The following is an 18,157-nucleotide window of genomic DNA, read 5'->3' on the forward strand; positions in this document are numbered from 1 at the left end:
TCTGACCCAGGCGAGGAAAGCTCGAGATCGCTAGCCTTGATCCATGAGCAATCCTGACATCACGCTGAATTCCGGAACCACGATCCCGCAACTCGGCCTCGGAGTCTGGCAGGCCACCAACGACGAAACCGAGCATGCAGTGCGGTTCGCACTCGACGAGGCCGGCTACCGGCACATCGACACTGCCGCCGCCTACGGAAACGAAGAGGGCGTCGGACGAGGTATCGCCAACTCGTCCGTCGCACGAGAGGACATCTTCCTCACCACGAAGCTGTGGAATGCAGATCAGGGCTACGAGCCGGCATTGAAGGCTTTCGACAGCAGTATCGACAAGCTCGGCGTCGACTACGTCGATCTCTACCTCATCCACTGGCCGCTGCAGGACAACGACCGACTCCTCCGCACGTGGGAAGCGCTCGAAAAGATCGCGGAATCGGGCCGTGCCAAGGCAATCGGGGTGTGCAACTTCGAGCCGCATCATCTGCAGCTCCTCGTCGATCGCGGCGGAATGTTGCCCGCCGTCGATCAGGTGGAACTGCATCCGCACCTCACGCAGCACGCTATTCGCGACAAGGCCGCCGAGCACGGGATCAAGGTCGAATCGTGGAGCCCACTCGGCGGTACCAGCAACGCGGGTTGGGGTAAGGCGTCCAAGCCCAACACCCTGCTCACCGACCCGATCATCACTCGAATCGGTGATCGCCACAGCAAAACTGCCGCGCAGGTCCTGATCCGCTGGCACCTTCAGAACGGCCTGATCGTCATCCCGAAATCCGTACACGATGCTCGGATCGCTCAGAACATCGACGTATTCGACTTCGAACTCACCGATCTCGATCTGAGCGAAATCGACACGCTCGACGACGGTACCCGCGTCGGAGCGCATCCCGATGAGCTCAACATCGGTGCGCCGAGCTGATCAAGCCGCTCGTTTGGTGGGGCGAAGCGCATCGAGTCCGTTTCGCCTCACCATCGTTCCGAGGGTCTTCCACCACGGCCGAGCCGGATCCGGCTCGCTTCCGTCGCCCATTCGGTGCAATTGATCGGTGTGCCACTGCAGGTCGAGTGCACCGTCGAGCATCGAGATGTCGGCAACCTTCCCCAACAACTTCCGCGCGCCGAACTCCACAGTCGGGACGTTCAATCGTTCCCGATCCGATTCCAGGAGAACGGTTGCCGCGTCCGGGATCGTGATCGTCGGCCGGCCGAGACCGATAACATCGCACGCGCCGGAAGCGAGTGCCTCGACCATCGCCGATCGCGAGCGGAAGCCGCCGGTGACCGCCAAGGGAATGTCGCCGGCAATCGCTCGGACTGTCTCGGCATACTCGAGGAAATATGCCTCTCGATCGCGAGTGCTCTGCTTCTGCGCTTTACCCATCATGGCCGGCGATTCATAACTGCCACCGCTGATCTCGATGAGATCGACGGATTCTTCGGTCAACGCGCGCACTACTTCTCGCGACTCGTCTTCCGAGAACCCGCCGCGCTGGAAATCAGCCGAGTTGAGTTTGACCGACACCGCGAATCCCGGCGCAACGGTAGAGCGTATGCGCCGAACGATCTCGATGAGAAAGCGTCGTCGACGCTCAGGATCTCCGCCCCACTCGTCCGTCCGCTGATTGGACAACGGCGAAAGGAACTGCGCAACAAGATAACCGTGCGCTGCGTGTATCTGCACGCCACCAAATCCGGACGACTCGGCGATGCGAGCAGTTTCCGCGAACTTGTCGATGATCTCGCCGATCTCGGCAGTCGAGAGTTCTCGCGGCGTCGCCATGCCCGGAATTTTCAGCGCGATCGCGCTGGGGGCGACCGGTCGACCTCTGCTGGCAATCGGGTTGGATTGTCGCCCTGGGTGGTTCAGCTGCATCCAGATCTCGGCGCCGCCGTTCTTGGCAGTCTTGGCCCAGGAAGTCAGCGCTTCGGCATCTCGATCGTCGTCGACGACGACGTTGCCCGGTTCGGCGATCTGCGTTCGATCGACCATGACATTGCCGGTGATCAGCAACCCGAACCCGCCAATGCCCCAACGCCCGTACAGCGTTTCCAAGCGGGTGGACGGTCCGTGTGCCCGGTCACCCAGGGCCTCGCTGAGCGCCGCTTTCATGGTCCGATTCCGCAGGATCTGCCCGCAGGGCAAAGTCAACGATTCTCCGAGCGTGGTCATGGATGCCTCTCGCGACGAATAGGAAAAGAAGGTCAATGGCGGGGCGCAGAACCGAAGTGCCGCTTGGTATCGCGCACGAAGCTCGAGAAGATCAGTGAGTTGACCGGTAGGCCACCGCGTACCGCGAGCGACAGCTTCGGACGCGGTGAGAATGCAAAGGTCCACTGCAGTCTCGAGCCGACTGCGAGTTCGTCGACGCGATAGTCCTCGGCAAAGGATTGGAACAGCGGCACATTCGATTGTTCGACGTAAAACGAGTGCCGACGCGTTTCGTCGTCCCAGGTGATGAACTTTTCGCGCATCTGCATTGCACCGCCGCCCACCTCCGCGATTCGTCGCGTGCCGACACCGTACGGGCGAGGCGAGGTGTAGTGAACTTTGGTGAGCAGCCGACACCACGACAACGGTTCGTCCGCGGTCAGACCAGCCCAGACGTCATCCGGTTGGGCGGTGAGGTCGATCGAATACGTGAAGATATGCGGTGCCGTGTCGAAAAAATCGGCACCGACCGGTTCGAGGTCGAACCAATGTGTCATCGCCTACTCCTGCCCAATTAGCCGTTACATGAAGTTACGGATACTTGACGACCGAAGTCAACCCCCGAAGGCTCAGTTGGACCGAGCTTCAGAGCGCGAGAGCCCCTGCAGCGAAGCGATGACCTGTTCGAGCGGCTCGATACTTCGAGTCGTCTGGCACACCGCCACTGCACCTTCGACCGACGTGATCGTCAGGTTTGCCATCGATTTTGCCTGCGCTGCAGGATAACCCGCAGTTTCGAGTTGCGATTCGATCAACTTCTGCCAACCCAGCATGACCTCAGCCGACACTTCCGCGACTTCGGGTTCACTGGCACGCGCCAACCCGCCGGCAATCACCGGGCAGCCGATCGCAAAGTCCGAGCGCGTGAGATTGAGCCGCCAGATGTCTCCGACCGCTTCGATCACGTCGGCTGTGGAACCGGTAGCCGCGGCCGAGCTGATTCGCCTGGTGATGATCGCACCGGCCGCGCGTACGGCTTCGACCATCAGCTCGGTCTTACCGCCTGGAAAGTGATGGTAGATCGACCCTCGGGGCGCGCCACTGTGCTTGATGACGTCACTGAAGGACGTCGCGTCGACGCCGTTGCGACTGATCAGTTCGACCGCACTACGAATCATGCGATCACGTGAGCTCAGCTCTGCCATGTCACAGATCCTTCGGCCGTCGGTACACCTGTCGACTCATACGCTACGTTATGTATGACGACCTACATAGTGATGGGATGAAACAATGAGTGACGAGACAACCGCAACCGTCGATCCGGCGCAGATGACAGGCCTCGAACTTCTCCGCTGGATGGGAACGCAGGTCAACGACCGACCCAGCATCGGACGCCTCCTCGGCATGGAGATGCGCGAGGTCAACGAGGGATCGGTGAGCTTCGCCCTGACCCCGCGCGCCGATTTCAGCAACCCCCTCGGCACTGTCCACGGCGGCATTTGCGCAACGCTGCTCGATTCGGTCATGGGCTGCGCGGTACACACGATGCTTCCGGCGGGCGTCGGATACACGACCCTCGAACTCAAGCTCAACTACATCCGCACGGTGCCTCTCGACGGTGACGAACTGACAGCCCACGGCAGTGTCATTCATGTGGGTGGGCGTACCGCGACCGCAGAGGGCAAGGTGCTGGACAAGAACGGCAAGTTGGTGGCGCATGGAACCACGACGTGCATGATTTTTCGCTGAGCCGACGGAGGATGGCGAAAATGTAGCCGCGCCCGACGTGAGCAGGGGGCGAGTGTCGATGTACGATCGGCTCGTGACCCTGCTCACTGCGCACCTCTGGTGGCCCGACCGCTGACGGTCAGCCGCAACTGCGTGCTGCCCGGACCGATATCGGGTGGTCCAGCAGGCTCCTCTCAGGATCCCCGATCCGGCAAATGCCGTACGCGTCGTCGCTACGACCGCCAAGATCAGGTACCGAATCCACGAAGGAGAGTTAGTTGACCACCACCCCACTCAACCGTTCGCTCGAGCCTTTGGGCGTCTCCATCCCGTCGAAAGTGCCGACGCACTGGTACAACCTGGCGGCTGACCTCCCCGAGCCCGTTCCCCCGCACCTGCATCCGGGCACTCGTGAGCCGCTCGGCCCTGAGGACTTGGCGCCGCTGTTCCCGATGAACCTCATTGCGCAGGAAGTCGCAACCGAGCGCTACATCGAGATCCCGGAGACGGTTCGCGAGATCTACGGCATGTGGAGGCCCTCTCCCCTGTTCCGGGCGCATCGACTCGAGCGCGCTCTGGGCACACCTGCTCGCATCTACTACAAGTACGAAGGCGTGAGCCCGGTCGGTTCACACAAGCCGAATACTGCTGTCGCGCAGGCGTACTACAACGCAATCGAAGGAACCACCAAGCTGACCACCGAAACCGGAGCGGGCCAGTGGGGTGCGTCGCTGTCGTTCGCGGGTGCGCTGCTCGGACTCGACGTAGAGGTGTGGCAGGTTCGCTCCTCCTTCGATTCGAAGCCGTACCGACGCATCCAGATGGAGGCGTACGGCGGAATCTGTCACCCGTCGCCTTCCGACCTGACGGAAGCCGGACGCGCACTGCTGAAATCGCATCCCGACACCACAGGCTCGCTTGGTATGGCGATCAGTGAGGCCGTCGAGGTCGCTGCGCAGGATCCGAACACGCACTACTCACTCGGCAGCGTGTTGAACCACGTCATGCTGCACCAGACCGTGATCGGTCAGGAAGCAATGGTTCAGCTCGAAGAAGCCGGCGACGCCATCCCTGACACCGTGTTCGGTTGCGCCGGCGGCGGTTCCAACCTCGCGGGACTAACCTTCCCGTTCCTGGGACGAAACCTTCGCGAGGGCACCAAGACTCGTCTGGTCGCCTGCGAGCCATCGGCATGCCCGTCCCTCACCCAGGGCGAGTACCGCTATGACTTCGGTGACGTCGCCGGTCTGACGCCGCTGCTCAAGATGCACACTCTTGGCAAGGACTTCGTTCCCCCGGCCATCCACGCCGGTGGCCTCCGCTACCACGGTATGTCGCCGATGGTCTCGCATGCGGTCAACCTCGGCCTCATGGACGCGATTGCCGTCGATCAGGACGACGCACTCCAGGCCGGTCTGATTTTCGCCCGCGCCGAAGGAATCATCCCGGCTCCGGAATCAACCCACGCGGTTGCCGGCGCCATCGCTCACGCCCGTGCCGTCACAGAACCCGAGGTGATCGTGATCGGACTGTCCGGCAACGGTCAGTTGGATCTGCCGGCGTACTCGCCTTACGTCTGACACTGTCGGTGTGGTGGTCTCGTGTGTGCGGGGCCACCACACTTCGTCACACCGATCACGATCCCTGGTCGGATCCCAATTCGTCGACCGAACCGACAGAAATCGAACTTGCCCGGCCCTGACGCGACAGGCAGTGGCTCGATCTCGAGGCACGGATCAAGTCAGCCACCTCCAAAACGAACCGATCAGTTTGCTCGATCGGTTACGGTCTTTCGATGCAGCTTCGGTTGAAGGAACACTGGAAACTGATCGCCCTCGGACTCGCGTTGATCGTGGCAATCGCTTTCATCGTCGTATCGGCACTCTCAGACTCGAACGAGGTTGCATCGCCGAAGACAGGCGGTCCGATCGTCGAACAGGGTGTTGTCGACGTGGACCTCTCCGATCCTCCGCAACAAGCCTGGGAACTCGATGTCCGAGCGCTCACGGACAACCCGGGTGACGTGCTGCTGTCGATGCCTTCCACGCTCGATAGCTACTACGGCTACGGCAACACGTACCAAGTCGGTGATGTGCTGGTGGCCGCGACTGCTTATCCGCTTCCCAAGACCGACGAGTCTTCGTCGAGTCAGGGAGTCGGTGCCGTCACACTCGTCGGGGTGAATCCCGACGACGGAAATCCGCTGTGGAAAACGCGAATCGGCGGAGTCATCGGCCAGTGCAGCCAGCAGAACGAATCCACGATCATCGCGTGCTGGGGCGATCGACGGATGATCTTTGTCGATACCGCGACCGGAACTCTGATGTCCGACCTCGGGACCGACTTCGATCTCAATGGCGCCACCATCACAGGAGATACCGTGTACACGTCCGGCGAAAGGACGGACGGAACCGTTCGAACGCGAATTCTTGCCAGCGGCACCACAACCAATTTGACGGCCAACTTCGTGCGTACCTTCGAACCAAGTGAGAAGTTCGGAGCCGTCTACACGGTCCCTCACACCGACACTGTCATTTCCATGGAACAGGGTGACGGCGGGGACCCACAGTACCGCTATCGAATCTACGATCTGCAGTCCGGCGCCGAACGATTCCGATTCGAGGGCGATTCGCTTGTCCCGGCCGGGAATGGATTGTTCCTCACCAGTGTCGGCGGCAGGTCAGGTTATGCAGGAACCCAAAACCTCTTGGCTTCCGATGGATCCACGATTCGTGCGATACCGATTCCCTCGTACTCATCGTCGTCCTACCCAAATAAGTCCTCGACGGGCCTGCCGATGTTTCTCGGCGACGGCGCCTACGACCCGAACTCCGGTGACGAACTTTGGCGCAGTTCACAAATCGTCAACACCGCGATGGCCGGGACGGGAAGCGCCATCGCCGCCGTGGTAGGAAAAACAATCCTGGTCACGTCTCCCGAGACTCGCACAATCTCGGGTCTCGACATCGAGAGTGGTCGACAGTTGTGGCAGACACCCTGGCAAGACGCGTACTGGGTTCGCAGCGGGGTAACCGATGGCGACCACTTCGTCTTCAGCGACTACACCGGAATGCATTCGATCAGGGCTCGCGACGGAAAGATGATGTGGTCGGTTCCCCTTCCCCCAGAGGTTGATCCGCGCGGAGTCGTCGTCTCGAATGCCGGCAAAAACGTGTCGTTCTCCTGGCAAAACCATTTCACCATTTGGCGATAAACAAGCGGTGCTGAACATCGGGGGCGGAAGGGATCGATCCGACGTTCACGGCCCGTCGTACGGACGGATCTCACGACGCAGCCCACTTGCCCTGAGTACTTGACGCTGCACTCCCGCCCGCACGGAATCCTCGGTGCCGATTACTCTCACATGGTTTCTGGCGCGAGTGATCGCCGTGTACAACAACTCCCGAGTCAGCAGTGACGACGCCTCGGCCGGCAGCATCACTGATACCGTGTCGTACTGGCTGCCCTGGCTCCGGTGAATCGTCATCGCGTAGACGGTCTGCACCGACGAGAGTTGGCTCGGGTGAATCAGAAACGCATCACTCCCCCGCTGGAACGCGGCAATGGGAACGCCATCCTCACGCTGCACGATCACACCGGCATCCCCGTTGTAGATCTTTGCCTCGTAGTCGTTGGCCGTCACCAACAGGGGTTGGCCCGGATACCACCTCGCCGGGTCCAGGAATTGCCCTGATGCCGTGCCGACCCACTCCATCGCCTGCTGCGCCCACCTCCCGACACCGTACGGTCCGTCACGGTGGGCGCACAGAAGGCGGTGCGATTCCAAGCCTTTCAGCGCGCCGATCGCATCACCCACTTCCGCCGACGCCGTCACCACCTCTGAACTCGCAACGATGTCGGCGCGCAATGCGTCGACGTCCTCGGGAGAATGGAAGGAGACGGCGGGATCACCGCTGCGCAGGATACGCAGAACCTCAGCGGAATCTCCCGCTCGAACTGCCCTGGCCAACGACGCGATGGTTCCGTCGAAGCGGCGCCCGCGTGAGAGTTGAATGATCCCGCCCCGCAGACGATCCTGCTCGTCCACACTCAGTGCCTCTTCGGCCCCGGTTGCCGCGAGATCGTCACCCACCAACTGTGACAGCGCCGGATTTCCACTGACTTCTACCGGGCGGGCGACAAGATCAGCAAGAACAGCGCCGGCGTCGACGGAGGTCAACTGATCGGGATCGCCGACGAGCAGTAGCCGGGCATCGGGGCGAACGGCTTCGAGCAGGCGCGCCATCAAGGTGAGGGAGACCATCGACGTCTCGTCGACGACGACCACGTCGTAGGGAAGTCTGTTGGTCGCATTGTATTTGAAACGACTCGAACTCCCCCGCTGCCAACCGAGTAGCCGGTGCAAGGTCATGGCCGCGAGTTCTTCGGGAAGGCCAAGGCTCGCGGTCTGCTCACGTACGGACTCTTGCAGACGTGCTGCGGCCTTGCCCGTCGGCGCTGCCAACCCGATGCGAGCATTCGAACCCAGTTCCTCCGACAGGAGAGCGAGAATACGTGCGACCGTATGGGTTTTGCCGGTTCCGGGCCCACCGGCGATGACCGTCGTCCACTGTGTCGCGGCGAGAGCAGCGGCTATTCGTTGACGATCAGGGGCGGAGGTCGGCCCGTGCTCGTCGACGAACAACGAATCCAGGCGCGTTCGGACCGCTTTCAGGTCGGCGGGCGGCCACGTGGACGCACGCTCGTCGAGCACTCGCCGAATCGTCTGCTCCTGCAGAAAGTACCGATCGAGGTAGAGAAGCTCACCGTCGTCGGTGTCGACCAACCGGAGCGGTCTGAGAGGTCCGGCGTTGCCGCCGATCACCAGAGGGCTCAGCCGAAGGGCGGCAACGATCTCCGACGGTTCGGGCCACGGCAACGACGCAAGTTCGTCTTCCGTCGCGTTGTCGACGCTCACATCACGCATCCGTCGGAGATCGAGGCACACCGAACCTGATCGCACAGCCCGAACTGCCAACGCCGCGGCCAGCATCACTTTCTCGGAAGTTTCACCGCCCAGGCTGCACACCCGCATCGCGACATGGACGTCAGCGGCAAGCAGAACCCCAGCTTCGTTGAAGATTCGCACGATCCCTTTGGCGCGCTGCGCCAATTGCGCCTCGGTCATCGGGCCTTCTCCCCTGCCGTGTTGGACGCATCGAGACCGGCCAGCAGATCCGATAGTTCAACCGTCAGCTGAGCAGGCGGTTTCCATTCGAATACACCACATTCCGGCGGACTGTCCGGGCCGAGCATCCCACGCACGAATTGATACTGCGCTCCTCCGAGATGGCGATGCGGATCGTAGTCGGGCAGTCGCCACCGCAGATACCGATGCAGCGCAACCGAATACAGCAAAGCCTGCAAGGGATAGTGCGAGCGCATCATCTCCGTCGCCATGAGTTCACGCGTGTAGTTGGCAGCCGTCAGATCGCCGCGGCCGAGCCGGTTGGTCTTGTAGTCGACGATCACGAACGACGGGCCCGGGATCCGGAGGACGGCGTCGATACTGCCCGTCAGGAACCCGCGCATCGGTGACGTCTCGACGCGGTCGAGATGGTCGGCGTAGGACGCAAGGATGTCGTCGGAGGGAAGGTGGCGCCTCAACAGTTCCGACACTCCGCGAAGTGTGACACTCATCGACACCGGATCGTCGCCACCGGCCAGTGGGAGTTCGAAATCGAGTTCGGGAAGGCGATCTTTCGGCGCGATCGTTGCCAAGGTTCCGAATCCCAGTGGAGTCTGCATCACCAGTAACAACGCATCCGCGAGTGCTTCGGAGTCGAGCTCGGCCGCCCGAACCGAGACCGCCTCCGCGCAGCGCATACCGAGTTCCGCTCTCAGGTCTGAAGCAGCCGTGTCCACCACCTCGAGCACCTCGTGCACCAGCGTGCCGAATGCGGCGCCCGCCGGAAGGCCGTTCATCGGTGAAGCCAGCGCCTCCAGGGGCGAAGGGGTGACAGTCCCGATGTCTACGGAATCCTCTGGCTCGTCGTCCTTTTCGGGATCCTCTACCTCACTGTCGGTGCTCGTGATCGCGTGGTGCGCTCCGGCGGTCAGTGCCGAGTACGACGTACGACGCCACAGAGTGTCCAGGTCGCGATCGAAACGCGCCGCGGCCAGTTCGGTCGCTTCCGCGGCCGCACCGGACCACAGGACAGGCGACGGTGGACGTGGACCTACCGGTTCCACCGAGATCACGTCGGACGCTGCTGCCGGCCACGTCGCGAGTCGTGCTGCGGTCGTACCGTCGTCGAGCACCTTCACTACCCGAGCAGGTTCGGCGATGCCGGGCGTACGTCCGAGCATCAACCGGTGCAGTGGCGAGCGGGAGGTCCCGTAGCTGGGTGCCCACCAGAGCACGAGTTGGCACTGTGCTCGGGTCAGCGCCACGTACAGCAATCGTAGTTCTTCGCCTGCTTCCTCAGCCTCCGCAACAGTCTTTCTGGCGTTGTACCCCGGACCTTCCTGTCCACCGACGTCGAGGATGCGGCGCCCCTCCGGATCGTGCAACAGCTGCGTCGGCGAGTTGAAGCCTCCCACGCTCTCCCAACTGAACGGGACGTAGACGATCGGGAACTCGAGCCCTTTGGTGGCGTGCACGGTTGCGATTTGCACTGCGGCAGCGTCACTGTCGAGGCGACGGCTTCTGTCGGTCGCACTCCCGGACGCCGGATCCTTGATCCGGTCGGAAAGCCAGCGAACCAGTGCGCTCAACCCGAACGCTTCCTCGGTGGCGACGCGACCGAGGAGTTGTGCGACGTGCCGCAGATCGGTGAAATCTCGTTCGCCGGACGGGGCCGCGAGTACCCGCTTCTCCAGATTCGTTTCGGCGGAGATCCTTTCGAACACGGCCGCGAACCCGACGCGTGCGAACAACCCGGAATACGAGCGCAGTTGACCCGCCAGTTCCGCGACGACGTTGTCGCCGTCAGCGTCCAGTTCTTCGGAGGTGCGTCCGAAAATCGGCGAGAGCGCGGTCAACCGGACGCGATCCGACCGGTGCGGCTGCTCGATCGCCTGCAGCAGCCACAGCCACTGCGTCGCACTGGGTGTTGCGAAAACACTGGACCCGCCGGTCAATACGGAAGGTACACCTACGGCATCGAGGGCATCACGGATCATCGCCACCTGCTTGTGGGTGCGCACCAACACCGCGACGTCCCCCGGCTCGACCGGGCGAGGATCACCGTCGAGGGCCAGCCGGGCATCGCTGCCCAGGAGCCCGACCACGTCTGCTGCGACGTCGTCCGCGACGCGACTGCGCAGTCTGCCTACAGCCGGAAATCCTGAACGATTGAGCGGCCCGGCACCGGTTCGCGGCAGGTGGCGTACACGCATCGGCACCGGGCCGAACAACCGAGACTTCTTGTGCGAAGCCTCCACTGGATGCGCGACGATGCCTTCGTTGCCGAGTGCGGCACCGCCGTAGAGGTGTTCGAGTGCCGCCAACAACCCTGGATCGCTACGCCAATTGGTGGTCAACTCCTGGTGCGCATCAGCCTGATCGACCGCATCGAGATAGCTCAGAACTTCTGCCCCGCGGAACGCATAGATAGCTTGCTTGGGATCACCGACCAGGACCAGTGTGGTGTGTCCGTGGAAGGCCAACCTCAGGATGTCCCACTGCAGCGGATCGGTGTCCTGGAACTCGTCGATGAGCACGACTTCGAATTTTTCGCGCACCCGACGGCACGCGACGGGACCGTATTCCGGATCGGTCAATACGCCGTGCAACAGCGTCAGGAGATCGTTGAAGTCGCGAATTCCTTTGGTTCGCTTACGTCGCTCGACCTCGAGACGAGCAGCATCCGCGAAGAGGACTCGCTGACCAGGCGCGGTCTCCTCCTCGCCGTCGGGTTCGAGAATTGCCTGACCATCGCCGACTGCGCTTCGGGCAATAGCCAGCGCGTCCTTCATGGAGAACGGTGGAGACGAGTCCGTTCGGCTGTAGCGGCTGAGGTACAAATCCGAAACGACTTCACTGATCAGGTCGTCGACCGATTCCACGAAAGTCGTGTCCGGCTCACGTTCCCCGGCGATACCGAGGCCGTCGAGCATCCGCTGGCAGAAACTGTGGGTGGTCGTGATGGTACCGGCGTCGAACTCCGCGAGAGCGCGCAGGAGTCGACGACGCCGTACACCGATCTCCTCGTCGTCCGCCGTTGCGAGGTATGCCACCAGATCATCGTCCGACCGCCGCGCAGTCTCCGGATCAACCAGTGCTGCGGACACTCCGGCGAACCGTTCTCTTGCACGCTCACGAAGTTCCTGAGTGGCGGCCCTACTGAATGTCACCAGCAGAACTTGCGATATGTCGGCGAGACCTTCGGCAACACAACGAGTCGCGAGTCCGACGATCGCGTAGGTCTTGCCGGTTCCGGCGCTCGCTTCCAACACCGTAGTGCCGGTAGGCAGTGGCCCCAAGAGATCGAAGTCCACGGGTTACTCCGCTCTTTCGTTGGTCAGCAACGGATCCCACAGCCGTCGGGCGAAAACTCCGAACCGAGTCGGTTCCTCGGCCCAGACGAACTCGTCGTCCGACGGCGGGTCCGCGGAAAGCTCCGCAAGTGTTCGAGCTTCTCCGAAAACATAAGCGTTGCTTGGATCGATCATCTCGCCGTACTGCCCGGTCCACTGGGTGTCCGCACCGTTTGTCGCATCATCGACCGATTCACCGCCAAAGCGTCGGCGCGCGTATTCGGCTGAGGTAGCGGCCCACATCGGCAGCGGGCGATGCAGTCCCCGCTCCCGTAGGTCCACCAATTGCTGCAGGATCTCGGTCGCATTGACTGGCGCATCGAGCACCGACCGTGCTGCTGCGATCTTTCCCCGACCCCGTCCGATGGAGACTGCATCGAGCGCTCCGGGTCGTCCGTACGCTTTCAGAGCGAGCAGGTTGATCCAGGCCGTCATCCGATGTTTAGGCGCCAGTGAGGAATACGACGCCCGCACCACTGAATTTCCGTGCACCCCGGTTACCGTTCCGGTGAGACGATGCCCGTCACCGAGGTCGATGTCGACGTCGACGGCTTCGGAGTCGCCGTCGAAGTGCGGCAAGGCAAGTCCGGCAATCTGATCTACCACCCATTCGACGTTGCCCAGAACCGTGGCGCCCAGGTTGTAGGGCGGCAAAGTACCGCGGCGCCACTCCGCTGCACGGAAATCTGCAGAGCTCCGACCAGCCAAGCGCGAGAGAAGCATTCGATCACCCAGAGCCCAGGTGGACAGTGGATCGAGCTCGGTTGCCAGCGAATCCGCGATGTCGTCGTCGAGTTCCGGTACCCGGACACCGAGGCGTTGGCGCAGAAAACCACGCGCGGGATGCACGAGGAAGCTCACCAGCTCGGCGAGGTTCACTTCCTTCGGATGCACCTCGGGTAGCTCGGCCGACAAGACTGTCGGCAATTCGATCGGTGTTCCGGAGGCAGCCCTCGCACCGGCCAGCGCTGCCGTGTCGAAGCTGAACGGCTGGTCCGGCGAGAAGTTTCGATTGTCGAACGACTGCAACGGATGTCGTGTCAGTACTCCGTTGATCGCTTCCGGACCCACCGTCGCACTGAGTACGTCAAGGAGGCCGCTGAGGGGGATCGCCGGCGGTCTGACGACACCGGTGACCGGATCGGCACCGGTATACAACAGAATCAGATGCTCACCCGCAGACATCACGGCGTCGAGAAGCAGTTGCCGATCTTCACTGCGCAGATCACGCTCCCCCACAACGGGATCACGGGACAAGATGTCGTCGCCGTCGACTCCACCGGTTCGAGGGAACACCTCGTCGTCGAGCCCGATCAGCACGACCACGCGATGCGGCACCGAACGCATCGGAACCATCGTGCACACCGTCAGTTCGCCGGTTCGGAAGTTGGCGCGCGTAGGTCTGCCCGCGAGGCTTCGCGAGAGCATCGCGCGAACATCAGCCAGACGTAACACCGTCTCTCCGCCGAATTCGACAGCAGCTGCCAGTTCGCGGTGAGCCCCTGCGCTCTGCCACGAATCAGCGGGCGCTGTGTCGGTCAGCAGATCCAGGGCCCGCATCAGCACACGAAGCCATTCGGCCGGCGAATGTGGGCCGGCAAGATCGCGAAGCGAGACGGCCAGGCGATCGACGAACTCTGCGAAACGTCCACTCAGGTCGATGTCGGTGCCGTCCACGTCATCGAGTGGCAGCGCGAGATCCAACCAGGCATTTTCCGATTCGTCCGCGCTGACCCCCAACAAGATTCGGTCCATGGCGGTGTTGAAGGTGTTCTGCGGAAATGCGTCGAGACCGAATGTTGCACGCTGCCGACTACCGATTCCCCAGCGAGCACCCGCTTCCGTCGTCCATTCCCGCAGTCTTTCCAACTCGTCGTCGCCCCACGAAAAACGTGTGCGGACAGGCTCGGTCGCGGCAAGGTCGAGAACCTCACTGGCTGTGGCCCGGCCGTCGGCCAGGTCGAGAAGAGAGCCGAGAACAGCCAGGACAGGATTGGTCTGACGTAATCCGCGGTCTGCCAGCCTTACTCGAAGAAGATGCCCGGGGTGGCCATGGACTCCTTGCCCGAACGCTGCACGAACCAAGGGTGCATACGTTTCGACGTCCGGGCACATCACGAGTACGTCGCGCGGCTGCAATGTCGGGTCGTCCTCGAACAATCGGAGCAGACATTCGCGGAGCACCTCGACCTGCCGTGCCGGCCCGTGGCACGCGTGAACCTGAACTGTCCCATCGGGTTCCGCTGAAACGCTGGGAGCACGATCGGCGATGACATCGGCTTTGACCGTTGCCAGGAGGGATTTCGGGCCGGCTGGTTCGGGAAGATGCACCGTCTCGAACTCGACGGCACCGAGGCTGATCTGAAGTTCACGAACGTCGCGAGCGAGGCTCGACAGCAACGGATTGGCGGATATCAGCGCCGACCCGTCTTCCGAACGTCGGATGGTGCTCTCGCTTCGAGGTTGCATGCGCGAGCTCATCGTGGCCCACAGCGCGGGGCTGGGGTGCGGAAGCCAGATGTGCACGTCCCGATTCGCGCTGAGTGCGCTCAAGATCATTCGCTGATCGACCGGCAGCCGTGTCGGCCCGAAGACCGACAGACGTTCCGGCAGGTCGACCAAGGCCGGGTCCTCGACCAGCGCGCTGCTCACGTGCTCCAGTCGCTCTGCCGGCCCCGGAACGTCGATCTTGTCCGCGACGATGCACCACAGGCGTGCCTGCCATTCGAAATCCTCCGACAGTGCCGATCCGTGTCCGTCGGTCAACCGCCCGGCGGCCCAGTCGATCAGCATCTGCGGGCGTTGCGCGGCGTAACTGCGGAATAGTTCGGTGACGTGCGTAGCGGAGGCAAACCGTCGACCTTCACGATGGCCTTCGAGATGCTTCGCCAGGACTCCGCACCAGGGCTCGCCGAGGGACTCGTCGATCACATCGAGAACCGTCCACACCAATCGCGTCGGCGACCACGGGTCGTCGTCAGCCGTGATTCCACTGACCGCGGCCACGGACTCCGCGACCAGGCGCGCGGGTGAAGGAAACGCGATGTTCGCAGAAATTCCGTCCAATGCTGACGGCCCGGACGTGCCTAGCTGGGAGGACAGCCGCTGATTGAGCCAACGCTCGACGCCCTTGGCCGGCACCGCAACAGTTTCTCGGGCGAAGGGATCCGACAGCGGTGTACGGAGGAGCGTGGCCAACGCCGAGACCAAGGTGTCCGAACGCTCGGCCCGGTACAACTTCAGCAATCTTCGCTCCCCTCACTCCGTCCAGACGTCCATCTCACCACGGCGATGTGACATGCCACGCCGAACCAGCCTCACGCAGCGGTGACGCGCAGGCAACATGACCGCAACCGGACGTTCGTACTGTGCGGGAATGACCAGTCCCGTCACCACACCTCGCCCCGCTGGAACCGGTCTCGACATCTCCGGCCTCGGCAAGACCTTCGAGATGGGTCGCCGGTCGGTGACCGCGCTGACCGACGTGTCCCTTCAAACCAGCGAAGGCTCCTTTCTGTCTCTGCTCGGGCCGTCCGGATGCGGGAAGTCCACCGTTCTCCGCATCCTTGCCGGCCTCGATACTCCGACGTCGGGAACAGCACTTGTCAACGGACAGTCGCCCGCCGAGTTACGCAAGCGCCGCGAACTCGGAATCGCCTTCCAGGATTCGGCTTTGCTGCCGTGGCGAACAGTGGCCTCCAACATCAAACTGCCGCTGCAGGTTGCCGGCATCGATCCCGACCCCGAGCTGATAGCCGATCTGATCGCGCTCGTCGGCCTCGAAGGATTCGAGAAGGCTAAGCCCGCCCAATTGTCCGGCGGTATGCGTCAGCGTGTGTCGATCGCACGATCGCTCGTGGTCAAGCCGAGTGTCCTCCTACTCGACGAGCCGTTCGGCGCACTGGACGACATGACCAGACAACGGCTCAACATCGAATTGCTCAGGATCTGGACCGAGAAACCGGCGACCACATTGATGGTGACGCACGGAATCGCCGAAGCCGTGTTCCTCTCCGACGTCGTCGCCGTCATGACGCCGCGGCCCGGACGCGTCCTCGAAGTCGTGCCGATCGACCTGCCGCGCCCACGGACACCCGAGATGATGCGGACATCTGAGTTCCACGAGATCCACGACTACCTCTCCGGCCTGCTCTTCGGAAAAGCAGGCGTCGCATGACCATTACCGATATCGAGAACGTCGCGACCGCGGCGGCGCAGCCATCAGCGCCGCGCCGGATCCGATTGAAGCGTCCGACGTGGTTCGGCGGTGCAGTCGGTATCTGCGGACTGATCGCACTCTGGTGGATTCTCGCGGCGGCCGGTGTTGCGGGAGGCACGATTCCGACGCCGTGGGTGGTTGTGTCGACGATGTTCGACGACGGCTGGTCACTGTACCGACCCAATTTCACCGTCACGGCTTCCGGTGCGCTGCAGGGCTTTATCTGGGGAAATCTGCTGGCGATCACGCTTGCCGTGCTTGTCGTTCTCATTCCGCCTATCGAGGGATTGGCCACACAATTGGCGATCCTGAGTTACTGCACACCGCTGTTGGCGCTCGGCCCGATCATCCTGGTCGTCTTCGGCGGCCGGACCCCCACAATCTTCCTCGCCGCGATGTACTGCTTCTTCACCACGATGGTCGGCACACTCGCAGGCCTGAGATCGGCAGACAAGACGAGCCTCGATCTCGTCGCCGCCTACGGCGGTGGGCGTTGGCAGAAGTTCACCAAAGTTCAACTGGTGAGCGCACTTCCGAGTACCTTTGCCGCTCTCAAGATTGCCGCACCCTCCGCTGTACTCGGCGCTATCCTCGGTGAGTATCTCGGCGGGGTGGACAGCGGGATCGGCGTCGCACTCACAGCCGCTCAGACGTCGTACAACGTCCCGCGAACGTGGGGAATGGCCATCGCCGCCGCCTTGCTCGCCGGCCTGGGATATGCCGTCGTCGCAGCGATCGCCCGGCTCGTCACCCCGTGGACGAGCGCTCCGGGAGCACAGAAATGACCGCGGTCCGAGGAACATTGAGATTCCTCGCTCCGATTGCCATCGCCTCGGCCCTGTTGCTTGTCATCTGGGTGGTCTTCCTCAATGCCTTCCCCCAGGTGGGTCCGCGTGTGGGAAAGACGCCGGCCGACGTCTGGGAGTATTTGTTCTCCGGCCCTAAATCTGCTGACGCTCGTTCGGGCATCATCGACAACCTGTTCATCACTCTGCGCGACGCCGGTGTCGGTTTTGCCGTCGGAATGACTGCCGCGCTCGTGGTGGCATCGATCTTCGTCGTTTCCCGCACTGTCGAACAGACTTTCATGCCCGTTGCAATGCTTCTACGATCTGTTCCTCTCGTTGCGATGACTCCGATCATCGTCCTGATATTCGGCCGCGGAATCGTGGGTGTGACGGTCATGGTTGCGATAGTGGTGTTCTTCCCGGCGCTGGTCATGATCATGGTCGGTCTACGTGCCGCTCCAGTTCAGGCGCAAGATCTCATTGCCGCGTACGGCGGGAGTCGTTGGACCGCATTGCGAATGGTGTCCGTACCGTCCGCACTTCCGGCTGTGTTCGCCGCCGCTCGAGTATCCGTGCCCGGAGCCTTGATCGGCGCCCTGATCGGCGAATGGCTCGGTAGCGGTCAAGGCTTGGGTTCGAGCATGATCAAAGCCATTCCGCGCTATCAGTACAACGAACTGTGGGCATCTATCGTGGTGATCACCGTGGTGTCGATCATCCTCTACGCCGTGGTCGGAATCTTCGAAAACATCGCCCTGTCTCGTTTCGGGCCTTCTGCCGGCAAGTCGTGAC

At 62.4% G+C, this 18,157-nt stretch carries 13 protein-coding genes; 7 read left to right on the forward strand and 6 right to left on the reverse strand.

The window, feature by feature from the left end:
• Window positions 1–43: 43 nt before the first annotated feature.
• Complete coding sequence (locus DBV08_RS22280; RefSeq protein WP_095970959.1) at window positions 44–919, forward strand: aldo/keto reductase; 876 nt, start codon at window positions 44–46, stop codon at window positions 917–919.
• Here the strand turns inward: DBV08_RS22280 and DBV08_RS22285 are convergent, their stop codons facing one another.
• The 3 genes from DBV08_RS22285 to DBV08_RS22295 form a co-directional block, all read right to left on the reverse strand.
• Window positions 920–2,170, reverse strand: a complete 1,251-nt coding sequence (locus tag DBV08_RS22285) for an NADH:flavin oxidoreductase/NADH oxidase family protein (protein WP_124568862.1) — start codon at window positions 2,168–2,170, stop codon at window positions 920–922.
• A gap of 32 nt (window positions 2,171–2,202) precedes the next feature.
• On the reverse strand, window positions 2,203–2,706 hold the full coding sequence (locus DBV08_RS22290) for an SRPBCC family protein (RefSeq protein ID WP_095970957.1): 504 nt from the start codon (window positions 2,704–2,706) through the stop codon (window positions 2,203–2,205).
• Between the two features lie 72 nt (window positions 2,707–2,778).
• Window positions 2,779–3,354: a TetR/AcrR family transcriptional regulator gene (locus tag DBV08_RS22295; RefSeq protein ID WP_095970956.1), complete on the reverse strand. Its 576-nt coding sequence runs from the start codon at window positions 3,352–3,354 to the stop codon at window positions 2,779–2,781.
• An 85-nt stretch (window positions 3,355–3,439) separates the two neighbouring features.
• Here DBV08_RS22295 and DBV08_RS22300 point away from each other — a divergent pair, with 85 nt between their 5' ends.
• The 3 genes from DBV08_RS22300 to DBV08_RS22310 all read left to right on the forward strand — a co-directional run bounded on the left by DBV08_RS22300 (window position 3,440) and on the right by DBV08_RS22310 (window position 7,091).
• A complete protein-coding gene (locus tag DBV08_RS22300; protein WP_003945940.1) occupies window positions 3,440–3,898 on the forward strand; it encodes a PaaI family thioesterase in 459 nt (152 codons plus the stop codon).
• A gap of 257 nt (window positions 3,899–4,155) precedes the next feature.
• Window positions 4,156–5,457, forward strand: a complete 1,302-nt coding sequence (locus DBV08_RS22305) for a TrpB-like pyridoxal phosphate-dependent enzyme (protein ID WP_124568863.1) — start codon at window positions 4,156–4,158, stop codon at window positions 5,455–5,457.
• Window positions 5,458–5,672: 215 nt separating this feature from the next.
• The gene (locus DBV08_RS22310; RefSeq protein ID WP_124568864.1) at window positions 5,673–7,091 is read left to right on the forward strand and encodes a PQQ-binding-like beta-propeller repeat protein; all 1,419 of its coding nucleotides are present in this window, start codon (window positions 5,673–5,675) and stop codon (window positions 7,089–7,091) included.
• A 45-nt stretch (window positions 7,092–7,136) separates the two neighbouring features.
• Here the strand turns inward: DBV08_RS22310 and recD are convergent, their stop codons facing one another.
• The 3 genes from recD to recC are packed head-to-tail and all read right to left on the reverse strand — an operon-like array spanning window position 7,137 to window position 15,604.
• Window positions 7,137–9,005 (reverse strand): exodeoxyribonuclease V subunit alpha, encoded by a 1,869-nt coding sequence (gene recD, locus DBV08_RS22315; protein ID WP_124568865.1) that lies wholly within the window; start codon window positions 9,003–9,005, stop codon window positions 7,137–7,139.
• Window positions 9,002–12,319 carry a UvrD-helicase domain-containing protein gene (locus DBV08_RS22320; RefSeq protein WP_124568866.1) on the reverse strand — a complete coding sequence of 1,106 codons (3,318 nt, stop codon included), beginning with the start codon at window positions 12,317–12,319 and terminating at the stop codon, window positions 9,002–9,004. Before DBV08_RS22320 ends, recD begins: the two co-directional genes overlap by 4 nt.
• Window positions 12,320–12,322: 3 nt before the next feature.
• Entirely contained in the window at window positions 12,323–15,604 is a 3,282-nt protein-coding gene (gene recC / locus DBV08_RS22325; RefSeq protein ID WP_124568867.1) for an exodeoxyribonuclease V subunit gamma, read from the reverse strand.
• 97 nt (window positions 15,605–15,701) lie between these two features.
• Between recC and DBV08_RS22330 the strand changes: the two genes are divergently transcribed.
• The 3 genes from DBV08_RS22330 to DBV08_RS22340 are packed head-to-tail and all read left to right on the forward strand — an operon-like array spanning window position 15,702 to window position 18,156.
• Window positions 15,702–16,535, forward strand: a complete 834-nt coding sequence (locus tag DBV08_RS22330) for an ABC transporter ATP-binding protein (RefSeq protein ID WP_124568868.1) — start codon at window positions 15,702–15,704, stop codon at window positions 16,533–16,535.
• A complete protein-coding gene (locus DBV08_RS22335; protein ID WP_124568869.1) occupies window positions 16,532–17,362 on the forward strand; it encodes an ABC transporter permease in 831 nt (276 codons plus the stop codon). Before DBV08_RS22330 ends, DBV08_RS22335 begins: the two co-directional genes overlap by 4 nt.
• On the forward strand, window positions 17,359–18,156 hold the full coding sequence (locus tag DBV08_RS22340) for an ABC transporter permease (RefSeq protein ID WP_124568870.1): 798 nt from the start codon (window positions 17,359–17,361) through the stop codon (window positions 18,154–18,156). The genes DBV08_RS22335 and DBV08_RS22340 overlap by 4 nt, the downstream gene beginning before the upstream one ends.
• The last annotated feature ends 1 nt before the right edge of the window (window position 18,157 follow it).

The organism is Rhodococcus sp. KBW08 (assembly GCF_003852455.1).
GTDB classification, from domain to species: domain Bacteria; phylum Actinomycetota; class Actinomycetes; order Mycobacteriales; family Mycobacteriaceae; genus Rhodococcus_F; species Rhodococcus_F baikonurensis.